The sequence below is a fragment of the Modestobacter sp. SYSU DS0290 genome (genome assembly GCF_054050955.1).
Window position 1 is genome coordinate 18,385 of record NZ_JBJHAI010000024.1, and the last position, 21,745, is coordinate 40,129.

Genomic DNA, 21,745 nt, shown 5'->3' on the forward strand with positions numbered 1-21,745 from the left:
GGGTTGACCCCGCCCCGGGGTGCCGGGGAGGTTGGAGGTGCGAGGCGAACCGTCTCAGGTCGACCGCCTTGTCCGCCGGCCACCGATGTCCGGCGGACTGGGCCCCCTGCAACCGAGAGGACCCCGCACGATGCTGACCCTCACCACCGGCGCCGCCACCGCGATCAAGGGGATCCTCGGCCAGTCCGAGGTGCCCGAGTCCGGCGGTCTGCGGATCGCCAACGACCCGACCGGCGCCAACCTGGAACTCAGCCTGGCCGCCGTGCCCGCCGAGGACGACGCGGTGCTCGACGCGGCCGGGGCCCGGGTCTTCCTGGACTCCCGCGCCGCGGAGCTGCTCGACGACAAGACGCTCGACGCCGCCGCCGGCCCCGACGGCTCGCTGCAGTTCGGGATCGGCGAGCAGATCGTCTGACCCGCAGCACAGAACGCCGACAGCGCCGCCGAGGACCACTCCTCGGCGGCGCTGTCGTGTGTCGGCACCGCGGCTGCCGTCGCGCCGCTGGCGGTGGTGCCGGCCGCTCAACGGGTCGTTGGCGCGCGAGCACTGAGCGTCGTTACACGCCGCGCTTCGGCCACGTCGTAACGTCCCGAGACACGCCGGGGCCGGCCTCACATCTGCCACGGTCACGACGGCGAGTCGCATTCCGAGACCGTCCGGATCCGGCCGACGGCGGCGGCTGCGGGCTCCGCCGAGCCGACCTAGCGTCGTCGCGGCCGACCGGGTCCGACCGTCACCGCACCTGGTGACACCCGGACGGCACCGCCGAACCGGACGTCGGCTGTGCACGTTGCAGCCGCCGCCTGGACCGGGGACCCACCGCAGTTCTGGGGTGAAGCGCGGCCGCACGTGCGGTCGGGCCGGGCGAGTTCCCCGCCCGAACCCGTCAGCTAACTCGGTAGGCGGTTGCGGAGAACAAGGAGAACCCGTCGTTCCATGACGACCCTGCGCACCACCTCAGCTCGTCGTTCCACCCGCTCGGCCAAGGGCGCGCTGATCGCGTTGCTCACCGGCGCCGGCGTGGTGCTCACCCCGCTCGCCGCCCAGGCCGACGCCGGGGGCGCCGCCCCGCCGGCCGCGGCTCCGATCGCCGCGCCGGTCGCGGCCACCGCCGCACCGAACTCCGCCGCCCAGGTGGCCATCGACACCGCGATGGCCCAGCTCGGCAAGCCCTACGTGTGGGCCGGGGCCGGTCCGGACGTCTACGACTGCTCGGGCCTGACCCAGTTCGCCTTCCGGGCCGCCGGGATCGACCTGCCGCACTCGTCGCGGATGCAGTCCACGATGGGCGTGCACGTCGACCGGGCCCACCTGCAGCCCGGTGACCTGGTCTTCTACTACTCCCCCGTCGGGCACGTGGGGATCTACCTGGGCGACGGGCTGATGGTCCACGCCCCGACCAGTGGCGACGTCGTCCGCGTCGCCAGCGTCGACATGTGGGGCTACAACACCGCGCGTCGGCTGGTCTGAGTCCGCCCCTTCCGGGGGCGCCACAGCGGCGCCCCCGGCTGGCTCAGGCCGCCTGCGCCAGCCGGCTGGTGGCCGGCCAGCCGGGCGGGAGCGCCCGGGTGGCCTCGCCGCCGCGGACGGCGAGGAAGGGGCGCGTGAGCCGCTCCTTCTCGATCTTGTCCCAGGCGGTGAGCAGCTCGGCGACCCAGCGGGCCAGCGTGAGCGCGTCACTGGCCAGCGGGTCACCGGCGGTCTCCGGTCGCGGCCGGGTCGGGATCCGCGGCCAGCGCGGGGTGACCAGGCTCCGCTTGCTCGACGGCAGCGACGCGACGTGCGCGGCGAAGGCGGCGTCCAGCGTGCTGGTCTCGGCCACGATCGCAACGGCGAGGGCCGCGGCGTCGGCGCCGGGGCCGAAGCGCAGCGACGCCTTCTCCGTGGGGACCAGGATGCGGCCCACGAGCAGCCGGGCGATCCGGTCGTCGTCGGAGGGCAGCACCCAGGCGCCGGCCATCGTCGACTCGAGCCCCTCGCCGACGTTGACGTGCCAGCCGACCACCCGGTCCTCGACCGGCTGGTCGATCACGACGATCCCGCGCATCCCGTACTCCTGACTCCGATGACGCTCGTGTTGCTGCGCAGCATCGAGGACGTTGCCGACGGAAACCGCCGACACGGGGCGTCGTTGCCGAGTCGTCACACCACCCGTCCCGCTCGTCACACGCGGCCCGCCGGAGTTGCGGAGCCGGCCGTCCACGCGGTCCCCCGGGAGGGCAGCGATGACCATTCCTGTCCCCCCCAGCAGGCCGGCTACTCGCAGGCGACGCCGTCCTTGTCGCGGTCGAACTTGTCCTGCCAGCCCGGCTGACCGCGGTAGATCGGTGCGGCGCCCGCGGCCTTGACCTCGGTGCAGTTGGCGTAGCTCGAGCCGACCGGTGCGGGCGCAGGAGCAGGCGCCGGGGCGGGCGCGGGGGCCGGCGCAGGGGCGGGCGCCGGCGCGGGCTTGGGTGCCGGGGCCGGGGCCGGTGCAGGAGCGGGCGCCGGGGCAGGGGCGGGCGCGGGCGCGGGCGCGGGCACGTTGGCGACGACGCCGCCGGGCAGCGGCTCGGCCGGGCAGGTGGCGAGCACGGTGGCGATGGCGTTGCGCTCGGCCTGGGTCATCCAGAGGCCGTAGCTGACCTTCACCGCGACCTGCCGGGCGACGTAGGTGCAGCGGTAGGACTTGTTCGGCGGCAGCCAGGTGGCGGCGTCGGCGTCGCCCTTCTGCATGTTCAGCGGGCCGTCGACGGCGAGCAGGTTGAGCGGGTCGTTCGCGAAGGCGGTGCGCTTCGTGGCGTCCCAGCCCTGCGCGCCGGTCTGCCAACTGTTCGACAGCGCCACGACGTGGTCGATCTGTACGTCGCTGCTGGTGTCCTGGCCGCGCTGGAAGGCGATGGCCTTCCCCGAGTACGGGTCGGCGAGGGAGCCGGTGAGCACGACGCAGTTCTGCGTGCCGGGCTTGAACGTCTCCGCGGTGAGGTCGCGGGCGAGGACGTCGTTGCGGGTGTCGCAACCGTTGCGGTCGACGTCGGTCCACGCTGAGCCGTAGTTGTCGCGGTCGTAGCCGGTCTTCGGGGCGCGGCCCTTGACCTCGACGGCGGCCAGCGCGGCCAGGGCGGTGGTGGGCTGGGCGGCGGTGATCGCTCCGTTCGCGTCGGCGTCGGTGAGCAGCCCGGTGGTGTTCTCGGCCGCGTTGGCGGCCTCCTCCGTCTCCGCGCGGGCGAGCGACGCCTCGGCGGCGGCGATGGCGGCCTCCTCGTCGGCCGCCGTCATCGTCGGGGCGGAGGTCGCCGCGGAGTCGGCACTGGCGGGGACGGCGTCGGTCGGCGGGAGCACGGCCGCGCCGGCGGCGAGGACGACGACGCCAGCGGCGGCGACCCCGGCACCCATGGCGCGGGAGCCGATGAGCGCCCAGCGGGCCCGGCCGACGACGACCGCGCCGAGACCGACCAGCAGGACGGCGAGCCCGGCCATGACCAGGGCGCCGGCGAACCCGCCGGAGACGGCTCCGACGACGACGAACAGCAGCGCGACGGCGGCGACCGCGGCGCGGACCGGAGTCAGCCAGTTGGTGCTCGGCTCGGCGGGCACGGGCACGGGCTGCGGGGTGACCGGGGGGACGGCCGGGAGTTCCGCCGTCCGCGGATCGACGGCCTCGCCCATCGCGGCGGCCCGGAAGCCCCCGAGCACCTCGGCGGGGTCGGCGGCGTCGAACGGGAACTGGACGTCGCGCGGCCGGACGACGGCACCGGGCATCGCGCTGGCGAGGTCGCGGAGGCCGGAGCCGGCGGCGGTGAGCCGCTGCGCGTCGGCGTAGAGGGTGACCGAGCTGCCGGGGGCGTCGTAGACGAGGCGGAGGTACCGGGCCGAGCCGGTCGGCTCGGCGATGGTGAACCCGAGGTCGATGGCCTGCTCGACCACCGGCCGGACCGGGGTGCCCGGGTTGCGGGTCTCCCAGCGCTGGATGAGTTCCTCGATGGCCGACTCGGACCGTGACATGCGCTGACCCCCGTGATGTTGCGTGAGCGCCCATGGTCAGTCGCCGGGTGCGCCGTCCAGCGCAGGACAGGCCGGAACGAACCCGTCAGTCACACCTGCCTCAGCCCACTCGTCGCCTGCCGGACGGGGGCAGGCGGCGAGGCCGATGCGGACGCACGTGGTCACGAACACCCACACCGCACCGCCTCGCTCAACAGATGACCGAGCCGCTCGTGTCGTTGTGGCCACCGAAACCGACCGCCGCAACCCTGACCGTTCCGTCGAACGGCGCGCTCGATCCGTCGGACGTCGGGCGGTCGGAGTAGAGCACGGCGTTCGCCTCCCCCTCGGTTCCCCAGTCCGGGTTGATGCGGGCGACCACCCGCTCGACGGTCGGCGAGCTCCAGACGACGCTCAGACAGCCCCCGGGTGCGGGTGCGTACGGCGGGTTGACGCCGTCGCGCATGCTCGGTGCCCCCAGGTCCTCCGGCAGGATTGCGGCCACGGCGAGCAGCGCCTCGTCGACCGGCACCGGCTGCGGGAAGACCACGTCGAGATTGATGAAGTGGTCATCCCACGGGCCGCCGGGCAGGTAGTCCCCGCACAGCAGCTGACCGCCGGGAAGGGCGTACGCACGAGGGTCGCCGAACGGCTCCCCCGTCGCGGCAGCGCACTCGGCCAAAGACCCAGGCGCCAGTGCGCCATCGAGGTGGTCGACCGAACTGAGCAGTCCACGTGTCCCGTCCGACACGTGTGTGGCTCGCGTAGGAGCCGGACTACCGGGAGCTGGGTCCAACGGCCGGACCGCGGGGCAGAAGGAGTCGCGGAGGAACGCCGCCATCGTCCGGGCGTCCGCCTCGCCCGCGCCGCCGGCCATGTCACTGGCCACCAACTCGTCCAGGGACCGGAAACCCGACGCGAGCTCACGGCACGTACCGATCTGGACGACCGCGAAACCTCGAGCCTCATCGCCGGTGAGCGGCGTACCCCGCCGCAGGCCGTAGCCCGTGTCGCCGGCCACTCGCCCGAGCTGACTCACCAGGTCGCTGCTGATCCCCGCGGCGTCGATGGCGTCCTGCAGTGACGTGTCCTCGTCGACCGCGTCATCGGTGGTCTCGGGAGTGGTTGATGCGGCCACCTGCTCAGGGACAGCGTCCTCAGGAGCTGCGTCGCCGCATCCGCTCACGAACACCAGTGCCATGGCCAGCACGGCGATCATGCGACCGCCGGGGGCACGGCTCATCGAAGTTCGACGGGCCCTGGGAAATGCGGCCCACTGCGCTCCGACGTAGTCCCGTCCGCCGTCTGTCATGTCGCCCCCGCCATCGCCGTTCATGCATCCTCGTCCCGAGCGCTCAGCGACCCGGGGCAGCAGCGTGTCATCCTGCCTCCGCAGGTCCGGAACACTCTGCTGCGCTCGCTATCCGCGATCGTTCGGACACCCTGAAGCCCGCACACCTCGGACGGCACGCCAGCAACAGCTGACTCCCGACGCTCCCAACGCCTCAGGCGAGGGCTGTCGCGGAAGGACCTCGTCCCGGAGCTCGGAGCGGAGCAGCGGCTGGAGCACCGCACCGCGACATTGCCCGTCGACCTCCACGAGCGGTACGTCTCCGCGCGGGATCCGGGCTGACGCTGCACCTTCGATCGCTGGTGGGGTGAGCCGGACCTGGCGGCGTCCGACGTCTGAGTGCTGCTGAACCCGGCCGCGAGAGATGCGGCTGCGGCCGACGCTGGACACGTGCATCGCCCGTAGCCGGGACGCCCGCCGCAGCGCCGTCCCCGCGGTCAGCGGCGGATGCGCTCCCGGCCTCGCGTGAGCGCGGTGTAGCCGTGGGCGAACGGACGGCCGTCCTCGTCGACCGAGACGAAGACGACCTTGTCGATGGTGAGGATGCTCGCCCCGGTCACGATGTTCCGTGCCTCGGCGCGCATGGTCAGCGACGTGCGTCCGAAGTCGGTGGCGACCAGCCCGATCTCGATGATGTCACCGAGCCGCGCGGAGCCGACGAAGTCGATCTCGGAGATGTACTTGGTGACCACCTTGGCCGTGCCGAGCTGGATGGCCGCGTACACGACGGCCTCGTCGTCGATCCACCGCAGCAGGCTGCCGCCGAACAGCGTCCCGTGCGCGTTCAGGTCCTCGGGCCGCACCCACTTCCGCGTGTAGAAGTTGATGCTCGGCTCGAGGTCGCCGTCCTCAATGCTCACGCCGGCGACCCTAGCCACGGCTCCGTAGGGCAGGAATGGCCGTTTCTGCCCTGGAAGGTCAGGCCCAGCGCGGGTCGGCGGGAAGGCGCGGGTTCAGCAGGTGCGCGACCAGCGCCGTCCAGCCGGTCTGGTGCGTGGCGCCCAGGCCCTCGCCGGTGTCGCCGTCGAAGAACTCGCTGAACGTCGGGTGCTCCCGCCACAGCGGTGAGTCGCTGGACTCGATCCGCTTGCCGTCGGCGGGGCGTTTGCCGTCGACCGGGCGGAACAGCCGGGTGAGCGAGTTGTCGATCAGGTCCGCGGCCTCGATCAGCGTGCAGCGCTTCCCCGAGCCGGTCGGGATCTCGATGGTGAACGAGTCGCCGTAGTGCCGGCCCAGCGTGCGCAGCTTGTCGGCCAGCAGCACGTTCACCGGGAACCAGACCGGCCCCCGCCAGTTGGAGTTGCCGCCGAACAGCTTGGTGCGGCTCTCCCCCGGCTCGTACTCGATCGACACGTCGCGCCCGCCGACGTTGGCGAACACCTGCCCGGTCGACTTCGACAGCGACCGGATGCCGAACGGGGAGAGGAACTCCTCGGTGTCGAACATCCGCTCCAGGATCCGGGTCAGCCGTTCCTTGCCGACCAGGGAGAGCAGCATCTTGCGCCCCTCCGGCGTCGACCGGCTGCGCAGCGGGCCCATCAGCTCCGGCCGCCGCTTCTGCAGCCAGCGCACCCGGTCGGCGACGTCCGGCAGCTGGCTCACCCACTGCGGGATCTCCGTGGTGCCCAGGATCGGCAGCAGCCCGACCATCGAGCGCACCCGCAGCGGCTCCGTCGTCCCGTCGGGGGCGATGAGGACGTCGTGGAAGAAGCCGTCCTCCTCGTGCCACAGCGACACCTCGTGCGAGCCGAACGCGTTCATCGCCTGCGCGATCGCGAGGAAGTGCTCGAAGAACTTCGTCGCGACGCCGTCCCACGCCTGGTCGGTGCGCGAGAGCTCGAGCGCGATCTTCAGCATCTGCTGGCAGTAGAACGCCATCCAGCTGGTCGCATCCGACTGCTCCAGCTTGTAGCCCGGCGGCAGCGGCGCGGACCGGTCGAACAGCGCGATGTTGTCCATCCCGAGGAAGCCGCCCTCGAAGACGTTCGAGCCGTCGGCGTCCTTGCGGTTGACCCACCAGCTGAAGTTCAGCAGCAGCTTGGTGAACACCCGGATGAGGAACGTCTGGTCGCGGTAGCCGTCGATCCGGTAGACGTGCCAGGCGGCCCAGGCGTGCACCGGCGGGTTGACGTCGCCGAACGCCCACTCGTAGGCCGGCAGCTGACCGTTGGGGTGCATCGCCCACTCGCGGCACATGAGCAGCAGCTGCTCCTTGGCGAAGTCGGGGTCGACGTGCGCCAGCGGGAGGCAGTGGAAGGCGGTGTCCCACGCGGCGAACCACGGGTACTCCCACTCGTCGGGCATGGAGATGACGTCGGCCAGCGCGAGGTGCCGCCAGCCGACGTTGCGGCCCCCGCGCTTCTTGCGCTCGTCGGGGGCCGGGGCCTCCGGGTCGCCGTCGAGCCACTGGGCGACGTCGTAGCGGTAGAGCTGCTTGGTCCACAGCAGGCCGGCGTAGGCGCGGCGGGCGACGTGCCGGTCGTCGGCGGACAGGCTGGGGTGGATGACGTCGGCGTAGAACTCGTCGGCCTCGGTCCTGCGCTGGTCGAGGACGGCGTCGAACTCGGGGCCGAACGTCGCGTCGTCCGGGTCGGGCTTGCGCAGCCGCAGCTTGACGCTGACCGTCTCCCCCGGCTCGACGGCGTCCCACTGGTACCAGAAGGCGGCCTTGGTGCCGGTGTCGGCGGGGTTCACGGCGTCGTGGTCGCCGTGGACGACGCGGCGGTTGATGCCGTCCTTCGTGTACTTCGTGGCGTTGCGGGCGGCGCCGAAGAGCTCGACGGCGTTCGTCTCGTTGTTGCAGAAGAGGACGTTCGGCGCGCCCTCGGCGGCGAGGACGTAGCGGCCGAGGAAGCCGTGCTCGGCCTCGATCGCCTCCAGGCCGTTGACGGTGAGGGTGGGCGCGAGCAGCTGGGTGAGCAAGCCCTGGCGCTTGTCCAGCCCCCAGGACCAGGTGTTGCGGAACCAGACCTGCGGCAGCAGGTGCAGCGGCGCCGGGTCGGGCCCGTGGTTGGTGGCGGTAACGACGATGCAGACGTCGTCCGGGGCGTTCTTGGCGTAGGTGACCTGGACGTCGAAGAAGCGGTCCTCGTCCAGGACGCCGGTGTCGGCGAGCTCGTACTCGCGCTCCAGCTTGCTGCGCTGGGCGTTCTCCGCGCGCAGCTCGGCGTAGGGGAACTCGGCCTGCGGGTAGCGGTAGAGCCACTGCATCCAGGAGTGGGTGGGGGTGCCGTCGACGGCCCACCAGTGCTCCTTGGCGTCCTCACCGTGGTTGCCCTCGGCGTTGGTCAGCCCGAACAGGCGCTCCTTGAGCACCGGGTCCTTGCCGTTCCACATCGCCACGGAGAAGTTGAGGAACCCGTAGCGGTCGCAGATGCCGCCCAGGCCGTCCTCGCCCCAGCGGTACGCGCGGGCCACGGCGTGGTCGAACGGGAACGACGCCCACGCGTCGCCGTCGGCGGAGTAGTCCTCGCGGACGGTCCCCCACTGCCGGCCGGCCAGGTAGGGGCCCCACATCCGCCACGGCGCGGACATGTCGGCGGACTCGGCCAGCCGCGCGTGCTCGGCGCTGCGCGGGGTCGCCTCGGGCTGGGGGGTGGGCTCGTGGATCGGCGCGGCGCCGGGGGTCGCGTCAGTCACGTACCCCACGGTCCCACGGGTTGGTTGCCGGGGCGTGTCAGGCGGGACCGTCCGAGACACGGCTCACCACCGACCGCCTCGTCCGTCGCACCCGCCTCGGCCGGTCAGCGGGCGATGGAGAAGGCGCCGTCCACCGAGCGGGCGCGCAGCCAGACCGCCAGCTCGGTGACCGGCATCGGCCGGCCGTAGAGCCAGCCCTGCGCGTACCGGCAGCCGAGGCGCCGCAGCTCGGCGTCCTGCTCGACGGTCTCGACGCCCTCGGCGACCAGTCCCAGGCCGAGGTTCTCGGCCAGCGCCACGATGCTGGCCAGCAGCTGGGTGCGGCGCGGGGAGGTGGTGATCGAGGCGATGAAGGACGTGTCGAGCTTGAGGTGCCGGACGGGGAGGACGTCGAGTCGGCTCAGCGACGAGTAGCCGGTGCCGAAGTCGTCGGCGGCGATGATCGGCCCCAGGCGCATGAGCGCCTCGAGGTTCTGCCGGACGACGGCCGCGTCGGACTCCAGCTGGGTCTCGGTGACCTCGACGACGACGTGGTCGGCCGGCCAGCCGAACTGGGCGAGCAGCGCGGCGACCCGCTGCGGGTAGTCCGGCTCGGCCACCTCGCGCACCGACACGTTGACGCCGAGGACCAGCTGCACGCCCGTCGCCTCGCGGAGCGCGGTGAGCTGCACGAGCGAGGTGCGCAGCACGTGCTCGCCGAGCGCGGAGATGAGGCCGTGCTGTTCGGCGAGAGCGACGAACTCGTCCGGCGGGACGGCGCCGCGCTCGGGGTGGTCCCACCGCGCCAGCGCCTCGACGCCGATCACCCGGTTGACGCCGAGCTCGACCACCGGCTGGAACACGACTCCGAGCTCCCCCGCGGCGACGGCCGCCGCGAGGTCGGTGGACAGCTGGGTGCCGGCTGCCCCGTCGAGGGCGCAGCGGTCCCGGCCACCGTCCTTGGCGGCGTACAGGGCGGCGTCGGCGCGGCGCATCAGCTGCGCCTTGGTCTCGCCGGGGATGTGCTGGGCGACCCCGCAGGAGACGCTTACGTCGGGCAGCAGCGCGGTCAGGCGCTCCACCTCGGCCAGCGCCGCGGGGCCGGTCAGGCCCGGGAGCAGCAGGGCGAACTCGTCGCCGCCGTGCCGGGCGAGGACGGCGGACGGCGGCAGCTCGCGGCGCCACACGTCGGCGACCTCGCAGAGCACCCGGTCACCGGCCTCGTGCCCGGCGGTGTCGTTGATCTGCTTGAAGTGGTCGAGGTCCAGCAGCGCCGCGGACAGCGGTTCGCCGCGGCGGTCCGCCGCGCCGAGCAGCTCCTGCAGCGCGTCGTCGAAGCCCCGTCGGTTGGCCAGCCCGGTGAGCGGGTCGCGGCTGGCGCTGGACGCCCGGATGACCAGCCCGCGGACGACGGTGCCGAGTGCCACGATGATCGCGTCGAGGGCCAGCGCGATCGACGTCGGGACGTCGCCCTGGGCGAGCAGCGCGGCGGTCACCGCGCCGAGCCCGAAGGCCAGGTGCAGCCAGGCCAGCGGCAGGCTGAAGAAGAAGCAGGCGTCGACGGCGATGAACGCCATGATCGAGGCGGCGGCCATCGCGGTGGCCGCATCGGGGCTGACGGTGACCGCGAAGGCGACGAGCGCGGCGGCCGAGGCGACCGGCCAGTGGAACACGTGCCGCGGCCAGCGACCGGCCCAGCGGAACGAGACCGCGCCGCAGGCGAGTGCGACCAGCGCCACGGTGAGGATGACCCAGCGACTCTGCTGGCCGGCGTCGGGCCCGAAGACGGCGAACAGCCCGGCGATCCCGGCGGCGATGTAGAAGGTCGCGAGGATGCGCGCCATCATCCGCGGTGTCGCCACCGCGGGCGCCGTCGACCAGGTCACCCGGTCTTGGTCGGTTGGGTCGTGCACGAGGTTGACGGCGCCGGGCGGACCGGCTGGTTCAGCTACCCCTCGGGGGTGAGGCGCCCTCTACTGCTAGGGCCCTGATGGACCGTCCGCGCGCTGGCGGACGATGTCGGCGAGCTCGTACTACCACTCCAGCTTGCTGCGCCGGGCGTTCTCCGCGCGCAGCTCGGCATAGGGGAACTCGGCCTGCGGGTAGCGGTAGAGCCACTGCATCCAGGAGTGGGTGGGGGTGCCGTCGACGGCCCACCAGTGCTCCTTGGCGTCCTCGCCGTGGTTGCCCTCGGCGTTGGTCAGCCCGAACAGGCGCTCCTTGAGCACCGGGTCCTTGCCGTTCCACATCGCCACGGAGAAGTTGAGGAAGCCGTAGCGGTCACAGATGCCACCCAGGCCGTCCTCGCCCCAGCGGTACGCGCGGGCCACGGCGTGGTCGAACGGGAACGACGCCCACGCGTCGCCGTCGGCGGAGTAGTCCTCGCGGACGGTCCCCCACTGCCGGCCGGCCAGGTAAGGGCCCCACATCCGCCACGGCGCGGACATGTCGGCGGACTCGGCCAGGCGCGCATGCTCGGCGCTGCGCGGGGTCGGGGTGTCCTGGGGAGCGGGCGCCGGGTCCACGTTCTCGACCGAGACGCGGGAATCTCCGGCAGACGCGACCTTCAGGTTCCCAGGGCCGCGTTGCACTCTCGTGTCATGAAGGTGCACCCGAGACCAGGGTCACCGCCTGGTCCACCCGAGTCCCACCCGTCACCCGCGCACGCATCGGCGCCGTACCCCGAGCGGTCGGGTACCGCCTTGCTGGGCATCAAGGCGGTACGCGCGCGATCACCGCTCCCGGGGGTTGACCAGTTCGGCGAGCTTCGCCCGCGTCGCCTCGTCGGTGGCGTAGATGGTCGTCGAGGCCATGGCGCGAGTCAGGAGCACCCGGTAGTGGTTGCGCACCAGGTCCTCCGCGTCCGCAACGGCGTTCGGGTCGTCGGCCCGACGCGCGGCCGCGAGCAACTTCGGGTACTTCGTCTGGGACACGTCGACCACCCACTCGTCGGCAGCGGGATCCCACCGGAAGTCCGGGCCGATGATGACGCCGCAGCGGCCGAACTCGAAGCCCTGCGCGGTGAACACCGAACCGACCTGCTCGGCGCCGGCCGGATCCGAAGCCCAGGAGATGTCGGCCGGGTACCCGTCCACGCCGCTGTGCAGGTTCCAGCGCTTCTCCCACTGGCCGATCTTGATGTCGAGGGGGACCTCGATGATGCTGCGGGCACCCTTCGGCCAGGGCTGCCAAGCCCAGCAGAATCCCGCGAGCAGGCGAGCTCCTGAGTCCGCTCCAGCCCCGTCGGCGTCGAAGGTGACTCGTTCCAGCTCCTCGGGCGAGTCGACGACCCGGACCTCGAAGTTCTCCTCGTCCCGCCAAGGCCGCGGAGCGCCAGCCACCAGCGCGTCGACCCACGCTTCGTAGGCCTCGCTTCCGCCCGAGCGGTGCTGTTCGGTCAGGTGGAACTCCTCGAAAGAGGCACCGACGCGTTCGGCGACGGCCCTGATCCGATCGATGGAGCAGTCGTCCTTGGGTGTGATGGCCTGGTCCTCGTCGATGAAGAGCACCAGCACCGAGGCCGATCTGGCCAGCTCGTAGAGCTGCGTGATTCCCCGCGTTTCCAGATCGTCCTGGATGTCCCGCCTGTTGGCGTGTCCGGTGCGGACGGTGTACTCGGCGATGCGGTGGGCCTCGTCGACCAGCAACACGTCCAGGCGCTCCCGTCGTCCCCAGCGCTGCTCGTTCCAGTACGTCCGGGCGGAGGTGATGAGGGCGTCCACCGGCCGGTCGAGCATGCGCAGCCCTCGCCGGGCCCGTCGGGAGAGGGCCTGGCGGAGTGACGACGAGTTCGTGGCGTAGCTGACCTGCCGCCTCGCCTGCGCGTTGGACCCGAGCAGGTGCATGGCGATCCAGGTCTTGCCCGTCCCCGGGCCGCCGTTGACCACGATGATCGCGCGGTCCCGGTCGGCCGAATCGGAGAGCGCCTGCTGGACGGCGTGCAGCACCTTCGCGTGGACCTCGCCCTGCTCCACTGTCATCGGGTAGTTCGCGGGATCGGTGAGGATCTCGCTGGCGGCCTCGAGGAGCGCCGGCGCCTGGTGGTAGCGCGCCTCGAGCAGCACGCGCCCGACCGCGGCGTGGTCGGCACCGCGGGCGAACCACGAATGCAGGGTGTCGACGAACCGCGTCTCGCCGGCCAGGTCACCGGTGAACACGTGGCGCTCCCGCTGCCAGTCACCACTCAGGAGCGTGCGGACCGAGTCCTCGGTCGCGTTGTGCAGGTAGGCCACGGGGCGGATGGCGACCCGGTCCTCGTCGTGCATGCCCTCGGTGTAGTTGCGGATGAAGGCGGCGTAGTCGCGCGCCTGGTCGTACGGGTCCTTGAGGCCTTCGGGCGTCTCGTAACTCGCCCCCGTCCTCCGGATGCGTCCCGTCTCGGGGTCGCGCTCCCCCGCCGACCACTGCTTGAGCTCGACGACGACGAACGTGGCCTGCCCCGACGGCGACCAACCGGCCAGGACGGCATCGACCCGCGCGTTACCGGACTGGTAGGGGTTGTACTCGAGGACGACGTGCACGTCATCCAGCTGTGCACGCCGGAGCACGTCCGCCAGGCGAGGGAGGCTGTTGGTCCAACTGCCCGTCTCACCGCGCCGATGTGCGTGAGCCCGGGCGAAGGAGGTCGGCGGGGCGATCTGCTCGACCAGTCGATCGATGGTGCCCCGTCGGGTGCTGTCGATGAAGTCCTGGCCGGATCCCTGCCAGCGGTGGCGGTTCATGTAGCTGTTCGCCCTTCCCGTCGAGCCGAGGCCGTGTGGTGTCGCGGTGCTCGTGGGGTCCGCGCGTCGGGCGGGCCCAGGGCGCGCCCGCGTCGGCTTTCCACCCCGGTCCGCCGTCCTCCTCGTCGCGCACACCAGTCGGAAGTGCTCATCGGCACGTGCGACGCCGAGTGGCAACACCGATCCGACATGGACACCCCCATGAGTGGGCGAGCGCGCCTTCAGGCGGGGGCGGCCGGTAGGCCAGCAATACCTCACTAACGGCGCAGGAGAAGGGCCGGGGAACGTAGGACTGGTCGACCCCAGTCGCCCTCGGCCCGTGTAGGAGGCTGACCGGGTGACCGCCGACCCGGATTTCGACGTCCTCCGCGACCGCCTCAGGGACTTCGCGGAGGCCCGGCAGTGGGGTGGCTTCCACCGCCCCAAGAACCTCGCGATGGCACTCGGCGGTGAGGTGGGCGAACTCCTCGCAGAGCTCCAGTGGCTCTCCGAGGCGGAAGCAGCGGACTTGTCCCGAGCCGGCGCTCGGCGGGACCGGGTGGTCGACGAGGTGGCGGACGTCGCGATCTACCTGATTCGCTTCTGCGACGTCCTGGACATCGACCTAGCGGCCGCCATCAGCCGGCGCATCGACCAGAACGAGCAGCGGCTACCGGCGGAGCGGGTCCGGGGGCGGGCGGTCCGGACGCGGGAGGTGCTCGACGAGCTCTCCGGGGCCGGGGGCGACCCGCCCCCATCCTGATCGACGGTCGGATGAGCGCTCGTCGCGGCTTCTCCACAGGTTCGGCGCAGTGGCCCCAAGCCCCCGTCCGCTGCGCTTGACTCGACCAGCGCACCCGCCCGTTCCGTGGACGGCTCACCCAGGAGCGTCCCGGCCGGTGCGCTGGGAGCCGTGGGTATGACCGACGAGATGGGCGCACCGACGACGGTGCCCGCGGCCCTGCGCCGCTCACTGGACCGCAAGATCACCAATCTGACCTCGCCCAACGGCAAGACCGCACGGATCGCCAACACGTTCGGGCTGCCGGCCGGCCGCGACTCCTCCTGCCCCGGAGCGACGGCCACCTGCGAGCGGGTCTGCTACGCGGGCAGACTCGAAAAGCGGTACAGCGGTGTACGGCACCTTCTCGACGGCAACCTGCGAGCTCTCACGGGGCGAGACCGCGCCGGCATGGCCGAGCTCCTGCTGGAGATGATCGCCGCCTTCCGAGCGGACTGCGAACGCGCACAGTGGGCAGGGGCGGTCGTCCCACTGGACTTCCGCATCCACTGGGACGGGGACTTCTTCTCCCTCGCCTATGCGGAGGCCTGGGCCGACACCGTCCGGGACAACCCGGACATCCGGTTCTGGGTGTACACGCGCAGCTTCGACCCAGCCGCCCTGGACGTCGTCCCGGCGCTGTCAGGTCTGCCGAACCTGACGCTGTACCTGTCCGTCGACCAGGACAACAGGCCCGCGGCGGAGCAGGCGCGGTTGCGACACCCCTGGGTGCTCTGGGCGTACCTCGCCGAGACCTTCGCCGACGGCGAAGCGGCGCTGACCGACGTCTCGGTCAAGCGTTACCCCTGTCCCGAGAACGGCGGGCGCATCCCGCTCATCAGCACCAGAGGCTCGGCGTGCATCCGCTGCGGGATCTGCCTCGACGGGCGCGGCGACGTGCTGTTCTCCAGCAAGAGACGGTGAAACGGCGGATCACCGCTCGACGTCGCAGAGCCGCCAGAACCGGCTGCGGCGGGCGCCCTGCTGCCCTTCTCCCGGGATGCGGCTGAGCGCCCGGTCGAGCCGCGCCCACGCCGCCGGGTCGGCGCGGAGCCGTGGCAGGTCCTCCACGCCCAGCACGCCGTGTGCCACGAGGGTGCGGGCGTAGCGCAGCGCGGCCTCGGCCTTGGTCACGCCACCGCGGGTCGACGTCCGCTGCCGGTTCTGCGCCGCCTCCTCCAGCGCCTGCTCGTCGGGGAAGCGGGCGAGCAGGCGCGGCAACGGGTGGCTGTCGGCAGCCGGCACCTCGGTCGTCACCATCGGCCCGGTCGCCGCGGGGCCGAGCAGTCGGTGCACCAGGGGGACGACGACCCGGTCGTGCGAGGTGCCGGGCGTCCAGACCGCGTCCAGGACGAGCGCCGACAGGCTGGCCCAACGAGGTCGCCCGGGCTGCGCGACGACCACGGACTCACGAACCGCGTCCTCCGCCGACTCGAAGTCGAGCATCGGCACCCCGGTGTCCTCCACACGCACCCCTCGATCCGGTCCGCTGCGCCAGTCGCAGCGGGTTGGTTCAGCATGCCGTCGGCTACGGGCTGCGGACGGACAACACAGCGGAACGGGGGCCGTAAACGCTGCGGGGATGCGTCACCTAGCTGGACAGGCTCGCCTATCGAAGTGAGCCGGCGGCCGCTATCTCCATCCCCTACGCGCCTGCGGAAAGCTGGCCCGGATGTGGAGGCTCGTGGCTCCTGATCGCTGCGTGCCCCCGCCGAGGTCGAGCCCCAGCTTCTTGAGCTCGATGGCCAGGTCACCGTCAACGGCGTGCGTCCGATTGTTCCGAATGTTGATCACCACCTGCGTGGCCCCGTTCTCCAGCACGCTGCTCACCGCTGCCGCAAAGCCAGGCTCATTCGGCCAGCGCAACGGACGCGGGTCACGAGGCGCGCTGCCGGCGCCGTCATGACGGAAGTCGAACCCACTGTTCTCGATTCGCTGCTGTGTCAGCTCGGCACCGCGTCCCAACACCTTCGCCCGAATTCCGCGCCGCACGGTGATCTCGCGAAACGTCTCGCAGGTGATCGCCGAGGCACCGAGCGTGTTCATGATCCGGATCGCCTCGTTGTACCGGTCACGGAGCGACCACTCGTCGTACTCCCCGAATGGGACCAAAAACGGCCCCGCCTCGCTGGGCACCTCAACGTAGACGAGCGACGTCCGGACGGCGCCCTCGACCGAGCGTGCTCCCGTCGCTGACGCGATGGGAGCCTGGTAGATCTCTACCTTGCTCTTGAGCTCCATCGGCTTCTCGTCGTAGTAGGCGACAAGCTGACTCAACGTCCTTCCCCCTGACTTGTCGATCTGGGCACATCTCACACGCTTGCCCGCCACAGCCCACGGTGCATGGCGACGCGTGGGCCACACCGAAGCGGCCTTCAGGTCGCCAATCTCTTGGCCACGGGTTGAGCGATTGCCCGGGCGAGCTGCGGCGGGACCGCATTGCCGATCTGGCGGGCGATCTCCGCCTTGGTGCCGCACCATAGATGGCGCTCATCGAAACCCTGGACCACCGCCGCCTCGGCGTGGGTGAGCGCGCGGTTGATCTGCTCACCGCCGTTCTCCCACTGCGGGTGGAGGAAGCGCCCCTTCTCCGGCTTGAAGAACTCCGTCCGAATTGTCACGGCAGGCTCATCCCACCGGAGCCGTCCCAGGACGTCGCCCGCCCCCTTCGTGTGCCTCCGCCAACAGGGGTACTGGAGCTCTTCAGGTAGCTGGAAACGGCTCTCCCCTGGCTGGATGTGCGCGTAGCGGATCAACGACGTGAGGTCGTGGTTCCGGGTGATGTGCAGGTCCCGCAGCTTGAACGCGCCGGGCACCTCGTCACCCTGAAAGTCGATCGAACTCTCGGGGAGCCACTCCTCACGGACGGCCGGCTCCAGGACCACTGGGCCCCCAAGGAACGCCTGCCGGAGGCTGACCCACCGTGCTCGCCCTTCCCCCGGGACCTTGGCATGGGTGGGCGCGGGTTCGGCGACCGGACCGATCCTTGAGCCGACGATGATCGTGCGGATGCGCTTCTGAGGGACGCCGAAGTTGGCGGCGTTCAGCCGGAAGACCTGTGTCCGGAACTCCGCCAAATCTCCACCTTCGCTGGCTGTGGCACGCAGCAGCTGGAACTCCGGCGTCTTCGCGAACCGGTCGACGTTCTCGAAAACGAACATGCGGGCACCCGACTCACGGACGACCCGGACGAACTCCCGCCAGAGCTGGTTGCGCACATCCGCTGGATCGCGCTTGCCGAGCGCCGAGAAGCCCTGGCACGGCGGCCCGCCGACGACCAGGTCTACGGGGGGCACTTCTCCGTAGAAGGCGATATCCACCGCGAAGGTGTGCCGTCCGGTGGGATCGAAGTTGGCCGCGTAGGTCGCTGCCGCCGCACGATCCAACTCGACGGCCCCGACACTCTGAAAACTGCCCTCGTCGACAAACCCGCGGGTGAGGCCGCCGCAACCAGCGAACAGATCGAGCATGGTGAAGCCAGTCCCCCGCACGACCCCACGCTAGCCAGCGGGACCACAGCGAACGTCACCGACTCGCAGCCACGCTCCCGGACGGGCGCGACCTGCCCGGGAAATACCTGACTACCGCAACACCCGCCTCGTCGGACACAACCGTCCCAGTGCTCACCGGCGGATGAGGTCGTCCGGGAGGTGGCCGACCCGTGTGTGTCTACCCTCACCGCAGCACGCCAACGGAGGGGGCTCGGTGAAAGCCAGCACGGGGGAACAGGTCGACCAGCTCTACAAGGTCTTCCAGCAGTTCACGCAGTCCATGACGCCGCACGACGCCGTTAAGAACCTCCAGCTCTTCGGCGCGGACGAGTCGATCATCCGCGCCGTTCGGGAGCGGCACGACGCGGAGAGCCTGCGCATCCGCAACCTGGACGAGCCGTCATCGGTCTTCCTGGACGGGCGGCAGACCTGGTACACGGGCCCCGACATGGAGAACGACCGCAACTGGCCCGCGCTCGTCACGTCCATGCGAGCCAAGGGCTTCGGTAACGAGAACATCGAGTCGATCGACAAGTCCTCCACCAAGGTGGTCGCGCTCCTAGAGCACCCCAAGCAGGCGTCCTTCCGCACCCGCGGGCTCGTCGTCGGTTTCGTCCAGTCGGGGAAGACGACCAACTTCACCGCCGTCATGGCCAAGGCCGCCGACCGCGGGTACAAGCTCTTCATCGTCCTGTCCGGCATCCACAACACGCTGCGTCGCCAGACGCAGGTCCGCCTGGTCAAGGACCTCGTCGAGTCGAACCCCGGACAGTGGCACCAGGTCACCAGCGAGACGCACGACTTCGTCCCGCCACCGAACCCCAAGGCGTTCTTCGCCTCCACGGACCAGTGCCTGCTGCTGGTCGTGAAGAAGAACGCCGCCGTGCTCAGGAAGCTTCGGACGTGGCTCGGGAAGGCCGGTGAATACCTCGAGGACTGCCCGACGCTGATCATCGACGACGAGGCCGACCAGTCCACGGTCGCCACGGCCAAGATCAACCCATTGCTGTTCGACGTGCTGAGCAAGTTCCCCAAGGTCGGGTACGTGGGCTACACGGCGACACCGTTCGCCAATCTCCTGATCGACCCGTCGGTCGACGAGGACTTCTATCCGCGCGACTTCATCGTGAACCTGCCTCAGCCCATCGGTTACCACGGCACCGAGGTCCTGTTCGGGCGCGAGTTGCTCGACGGAGAAGACCCGGCCGACCTCCCGGGCGGTTACGACATGGTCCGGACAGTCCCCGACGACGAGGTCGACGACCTCAAGCCGCGCAACAAGAAGGAGGCGGCGACCTTCCAGCCGGCCGTAACCCGCTCACTCCAGGCAGCGGCCGAGTGGTTCTGGCTCGCCACAGCCGCTCGACGTGCACGCGGTGGCGGCAACCCGCACTCCACGATGCTCGTCCACACGACGACCGAGACCCTCGTCCACGAGGCCTTTAGGGAGCCGCTGCTCCACCTCCGCACCGTGATGACGGACCGGCTGAGCAGCGGTGACGCGCGGACGATCGATCGTCTCCGCGCCACCTGGGAACGAGAGACCCGGCTGGTCCCCGCCTCCGATTTTGAGGAGGAGGCGGTCCCGTTCGACGTCGTGCTGCAGCACCTGTCGACGGTCGTTCATGAGACCAAGATCGTGATCGACAACTACCGCAGCACCGACCGCCTGAACTACGAGGCCGGCCCGGTCACCGCCATCGCGATCGGCGGCAACACCCTGTCGCGGGGGCTGACCCTTGAAGGGCTGGTGTCCAGCCTCTTCGTCCGCGCCGTGTCCGCCTACGACACGCTGCTCCAGATGGGACGGTGGTTCGGCTACCGCACCCGGTACGGCGACTTGCCGCGGATCTGGATGACCCAGGAGCTGGCCGAGTGGTTCGGCCACCTGGCAACCGTCGAGGCTGACATGCGCCGCGACATCGACCGCTACATGCACAACCCGGCGGAGAACCCGCTGACGTTCGCGGTCCGCCTGCGGTCCCACCCCAAGATGGCCATCACCGCCAAGGCGAAGATGAAGTCCGCCGTGCTCGCCCACGCTGCCTATGGCGGAACGCTTGTGGAATCCCGCTTTTTCGACGTCACCTCGGGCGGGAAGGACTGGCTCGCCTCGAACGCTGCCGCCACCCGCTCACTCGTCCAGGACGCACAGCGGCATGGGGTCCGAGAGGAAGCCCCCCGCCCCGAGACCGCTCTGTTCACCCGGGTGCCTCACGACGACATCGCGGCCTTCCTCAACAGCTACGCCTTCCACGAACGGTCGTCCGACGCCGACCGTGAGCGGCTGCTGGACTACATCGGCAAGCGGGTGCGGGACGGTGCCCTGAAGCAGTGGAGCGTGGCGGTGGTGGGGAACTCGCAGCCCAGCTCCTCGACGAACCGGTGCAACCTCGGGGCCGAGGTCGAGGTGCGGATGGTGAAGCGGTCACGGCTCGGGCACGAGTCGGAGTCGGCGTTCGACGGGGTTGCCGACATCAAGACCCTCAGCAGCCGGCGTGACGAGACAATCGATCTCGATGTCACCGGCAGGGACATCGGTGGACGCACCCAGATCCTGACGCTGCGCAACGAGCAGCGACCCGATCAGGGCCTGCTGCTGATCTACCCGATCGAACCCGAGTCGGACACCGACCGTGAAGGCCGTCGTCCCCTCGCGGCACCCACCGACGATGTCGTCATCGGTGTGGCGTTGGTCTTCCCGAGGCCCCTCCCGGGCACCTCCGACTCCGAGGTCGAGTACTGGAGCGCGGACCTGTCCGGTGTCGCGGTCGAGGAGGAGGACCTGTCGGTCCTCGATCAGGACGACGAGGCCGCGTGACGCTCGACAGCAGTCGGCTCGACCTCATCTGGACCACCGCTGCGGGGCGTCCGGTCGTTTCCGCGTTCCGGACGGCCCCCGTCGGCGTCGACACACCGCTCGGGCCGCTCCAGGCGGGTGTCGACGCCGACGGGCACCGGCATCTCCTGGTACCGATCGCGTCGAGGCACACGCTCCAGGAGATGCTCGACGGCGACGCCGTCGTGCTCCGGCGTCGCGCACTGGAGGACAAGCACCGGTATCAGCAGTTCGCCTCGCTGGAACTGGTCGACGACCGCCTGGCCGACCTGTTCACCTCGCTGTGCGTCGAGGTGGTGGAGAGGGTCGCCGCAACTCCTGACCGGGCCGTTGCCGCGCTGCGGAACGCGCTCAAGGACTGGCGTGCGCTGCTCGCCGGCAACCGTCAGGTGCTCGGCTCGTCCGCCCTGGCGGGCCTCTTCGGGGAACTCCACCTGGTTCGGTCGATGATCGCGGAGGACCCGGGCGCCACGGCCTTCTGGACGGGGCCGAGCGGGTCCGCCCAGGACTTCCACCGGGGCGCCCGCGCCGTCGAGGTGAAGACCACGGCTGCGCCCGAGGGCCGGACCATCCGTATCCACGGGGCCGATCAGCTCGACGTCGAAGCGCCCGGTCGGCTCGTCCTGCACTGGCTTCGGGTCCGTGGAGACGAGGGGACGTCCGTGCCCGAGCTCGTCGACGACATCCTGCAGAGGACGGACGACCCCGCCGGCTTCCGGAAGCTGCTGTACAAGGTCGGCTACCACGAACTGGACCGTGAGGTTTACGCGCGGAAGCGGTTCGATGTGGTCGAGTCACGCACCTACGAGGTCGGCCGCGGATTTCCGCGCATCGTTCCCGCAGGCCTGACCGGCGACGCCGTGCTCGGCGGAGTGGGGCCGCTGGAGTACAGCGTCGACCTGGACGCCGCATCCGCCGACGCCCACCGCGTCGACCTCGACCCGGCCGAGTTCTTGCTGGAGACCGCATGACCACACCGCGCTGGTGGTCCCAGCCGTTCC

17 protein-coding genes and 1 riboswitch are annotated in these 21,745 nt (G+C 70.9%); of the genes, 6 read left to right on the forward strand and 11 right to left on the reverse strand.

Annotated elements, in window-relative coordinates; genetic code table 11:
* Positions 1–130: 130 nt before the first annotated feature.
* Together ACI795_RS16950 and ACI795_RS16955 are read left to right on the forward strand one after the other, a co-directional pair.
* Positions 131–415 carry a Fe-S cluster assembly protein HesB gene (locus tag ACI795_RS16950; protein WP_457076731.1) on the forward strand — a complete coding sequence of 95 codons (285 nt, stop codon included), beginning with the start codon at positions 131–133 and terminating at the stop codon, positions 413–415.
* 373 nt (positions 416–788) lie between these two features.
* Positions 789–920: riboswitch (cyclic di-AMP (ydaO/yuaA leader) on the forward strand.
* Between the two features lie 17 nt (positions 921–937).
* Complete coding sequence (locus ACI795_RS16955; RefSeq protein WP_457076732.1) at positions 938–1,471, forward strand: C40 family peptidase; 534 nt, start codon at positions 938–940, stop codon at positions 1,469–1,471.
* Positions 1,472–1,514: 43 nt separating this feature from the next.
* On the opposite strand, the gene ACI795_RS16960 is transcribed toward ACI795_RS16955, so the two are convergent.
* The 8 genes from ACI795_RS16960 to ACI795_RS16995 all read right to left on the reverse strand — a co-directional run bounded on the left by ACI795_RS16960 (position 1,515) and on the right by ACI795_RS16995 (position 13,654).
* A complete protein-coding gene (locus ACI795_RS16960; protein ID WP_457076733.1) occupies positions 1,515–2,048 on the reverse strand; it encodes a hypothetical protein in 534 nt (177 codons plus the stop codon).
* A gap of 209 nt (positions 2,049–2,257) precedes the next feature.
* Positions 2,258–3,985 (reverse strand): GmrSD restriction endonuclease domain-containing protein, encoded by a 1,728-nt coding sequence (locus tag ACI795_RS16965; protein WP_457076734.1) that lies wholly within the window; start codon positions 3,983–3,985, stop codon positions 2,258–2,260.
* 190 nt (positions 3,986–4,175) lie between these two features.
* Positions 4,176–5,183 carry a hypothetical protein gene (locus ACI795_RS16970; RefSeq protein WP_457076735.1) on the reverse strand — a complete coding sequence of 336 codons (1,008 nt, stop codon included), beginning with the start codon at positions 5,181–5,183 and terminating at the stop codon, positions 4,176–4,178.
* A gap of 569 nt (positions 5,184–5,752) precedes the next feature.
* Positions 5,753–6,175 (reverse strand): acyl-CoA thioesterase, encoded by a 423-nt coding sequence (locus tag ACI795_RS16975; protein WP_457076736.1) that lies wholly within the window; start codon positions 6,173–6,175, stop codon positions 5,753–5,755.
* Between the two features lie 58 nt (positions 6,176–6,233).
* On the reverse strand, positions 6,234–8,954 hold the full coding sequence (locus ACI795_RS16980; RefSeq protein ID WP_457076737.1) for an MGH1-like glycoside hydrolase domain-containing protein: 2,721 nt from the start codon (positions 8,952–8,954) through the stop codon (positions 6,234–6,236).
* Positions 8,955–9,058: 104 nt separating this feature from the next.
* Positions 9,059–10,819, reverse strand: coding sequence for a putative bifunctional diguanylate cyclase/phosphodiesterase (locus ACI795_RS16985; protein WP_457076740.1), 1,761 nt, complete (start codon positions 10,817–10,819; stop codon positions 9,059–9,061).
* A 147-nt stretch (positions 10,820–10,966) separates the two neighbouring features.
* Entirely contained in the window at positions 10,967–11,458 is a 492-nt protein-coding gene (locus tag ACI795_RS16990) for a hypothetical protein (RefSeq protein ID WP_457076741.1), read from the reverse strand.
* A gap of 207 nt (positions 11,459–11,665) precedes the next feature.
* Complete coding sequence (locus ACI795_RS16995) at positions 11,666–13,654, reverse strand: DNA/RNA helicase domain-containing protein (protein ID WP_457076742.1); 1,989 nt, start codon at positions 13,652–13,654, stop codon at positions 11,666–11,668.
* A gap of 337 nt (positions 13,655–13,991) precedes the next feature.
* Here ACI795_RS16995 and ACI795_RS17000 point away from each other — a divergent pair, with 337 nt between their 5' ends.
* Together ACI795_RS17000 and ACI795_RS17005 are read left to right on the forward strand one after the other, a co-directional pair.
* Positions 13,992–14,396 carry a nucleotide pyrophosphohydrolase gene (locus tag ACI795_RS17000; RefSeq protein ID WP_457076744.1) on the forward strand — a complete coding sequence of 135 codons (405 nt, stop codon included), beginning with the start codon at positions 13,992–13,994 and terminating at the stop codon, positions 14,394–14,396.
* A gap of 156 nt (positions 14,397–14,552) precedes the next feature.
* Positions 14,553–15,338, forward strand: coding sequence for a GP88 family protein (locus ACI795_RS17005; RefSeq protein WP_457076745.1), 786 nt, complete (start codon positions 14,553–14,555; stop codon positions 15,336–15,338).
* Between the two features lie 9 nt (positions 15,339–15,347).
* Here the strand turns inward: ACI795_RS17005 and ACI795_RS17010 are convergent, their stop codons facing one another.
* The 3 genes from ACI795_RS17010 to ACI795_RS17020 form a co-directional block, all read right to left on the reverse strand.
* Complete coding sequence (locus tag ACI795_RS17010) at positions 15,348–15,887, reverse strand: hypothetical protein (protein WP_457076746.1); 540 nt, start codon at positions 15,885–15,887, stop codon at positions 15,348–15,350.
* A gap of 159 nt (positions 15,888–16,046) precedes the next feature.
* Positions 16,047–16,655, reverse strand: coding sequence for a hypothetical protein (locus ACI795_RS17015; protein WP_457076748.1), 609 nt, complete (start codon positions 16,653–16,655; stop codon positions 16,047–16,049).
* 134 nt (positions 16,656–16,789) lie between these two features.
* On the reverse strand, positions 16,790–17,884 hold the full coding sequence (locus ACI795_RS17020) for a DNA cytosine methyltransferase (RefSeq protein ID WP_457076749.1): 1,095 nt from the start codon (positions 17,882–17,884) through the stop codon (positions 16,790–16,792).
* A gap of 235 nt (positions 17,885–18,119) precedes the next feature.
* Here ACI795_RS17020 and ACI795_RS17025 point away from each other — a divergent pair, with 235 nt between their 5' ends.
* The gene (locus ACI795_RS17025) at positions 18,120–20,726 is read left to right on the forward strand and encodes a Z1 domain-containing protein (RefSeq protein WP_457076750.1); all 2,607 of its coding nucleotides are present in this window, start codon (positions 18,120–18,122) and stop codon (positions 20,724–20,726) included.
* On the forward strand, positions 20,723–21,715 hold the full coding sequence (locus tag ACI795_RS17030; protein ID WP_457076751.1) for a PD-(D/E)XK motif protein: 993 nt from the start codon (positions 20,723–20,725) through the stop codon (positions 21,713–21,715). The genes ACI795_RS17025 and ACI795_RS17030 overlap by 4 nt, the downstream gene beginning before the upstream one ends.
* Positions 21,716–21,745 lie beyond the last annotated feature (30 nt).

Coding starts and splice junctions, on each gene's coding strand:
- ACI795_RS16950 (WP_457076731.1), top strand. CDS start 131: ATGCTGACCCTCACCACCGGCGCCGCCACCGCGATCAAGGGGATCCTC.
- ACI795_RS16955 (WP_457076732.1), top strand. CDS start 938: ATGACGACCCTGCGCACCACCTCAGCTCGTCGTTCCACCCGCTCGGCC.
- ACI795_RS16960 (WP_457076733.1), bottom strand. CDS start 2,048: ATGCGCGGGATCGTCGTGATCGACCAGCCGGTCGAGGACCGGGTGGTC.
- ACI795_RS16965 (WP_457076734.1), bottom strand. CDS start 3,985: ATGTCACGGTCCGAGTCGGCCATCGAGGAACTCATCCAGCGCTGGGAG.
- ACI795_RS16970 (WP_457076735.1), bottom strand. CDS start 5,183: ATGATCGCCGTGCTGGCCATGGCACTGGTGTTCGTGAGCGGATGCGGC.
- ACI795_RS16995 (WP_457076742.1), bottom strand. CDS start 13,654: ATGAACCGCCACCGCTGGCAGGGATCCGGCCAGGACTTCATCGACAGC.
- ACI795_RS17005 (WP_457076745.1), top strand. CDS start 14,553: ATGACCGACGAGATGGGCGCACCGACGACGGTGCCCGCGGCCCTGCGC.
- ACI795_RS17015 (WP_457076748.1), bottom strand. CDS start 16,655: ATGGAGCTCAAGAGCAAGGTAGAGATCTACCAGGCTCCCATCGCGTCA.
- ACI795_RS17020 (WP_457076749.1), bottom strand. CDS start 17,884: ATGCTCGATCTGTTCGCTGGTTGCGGCGGCCTCACCCGCGGGTTTGTC.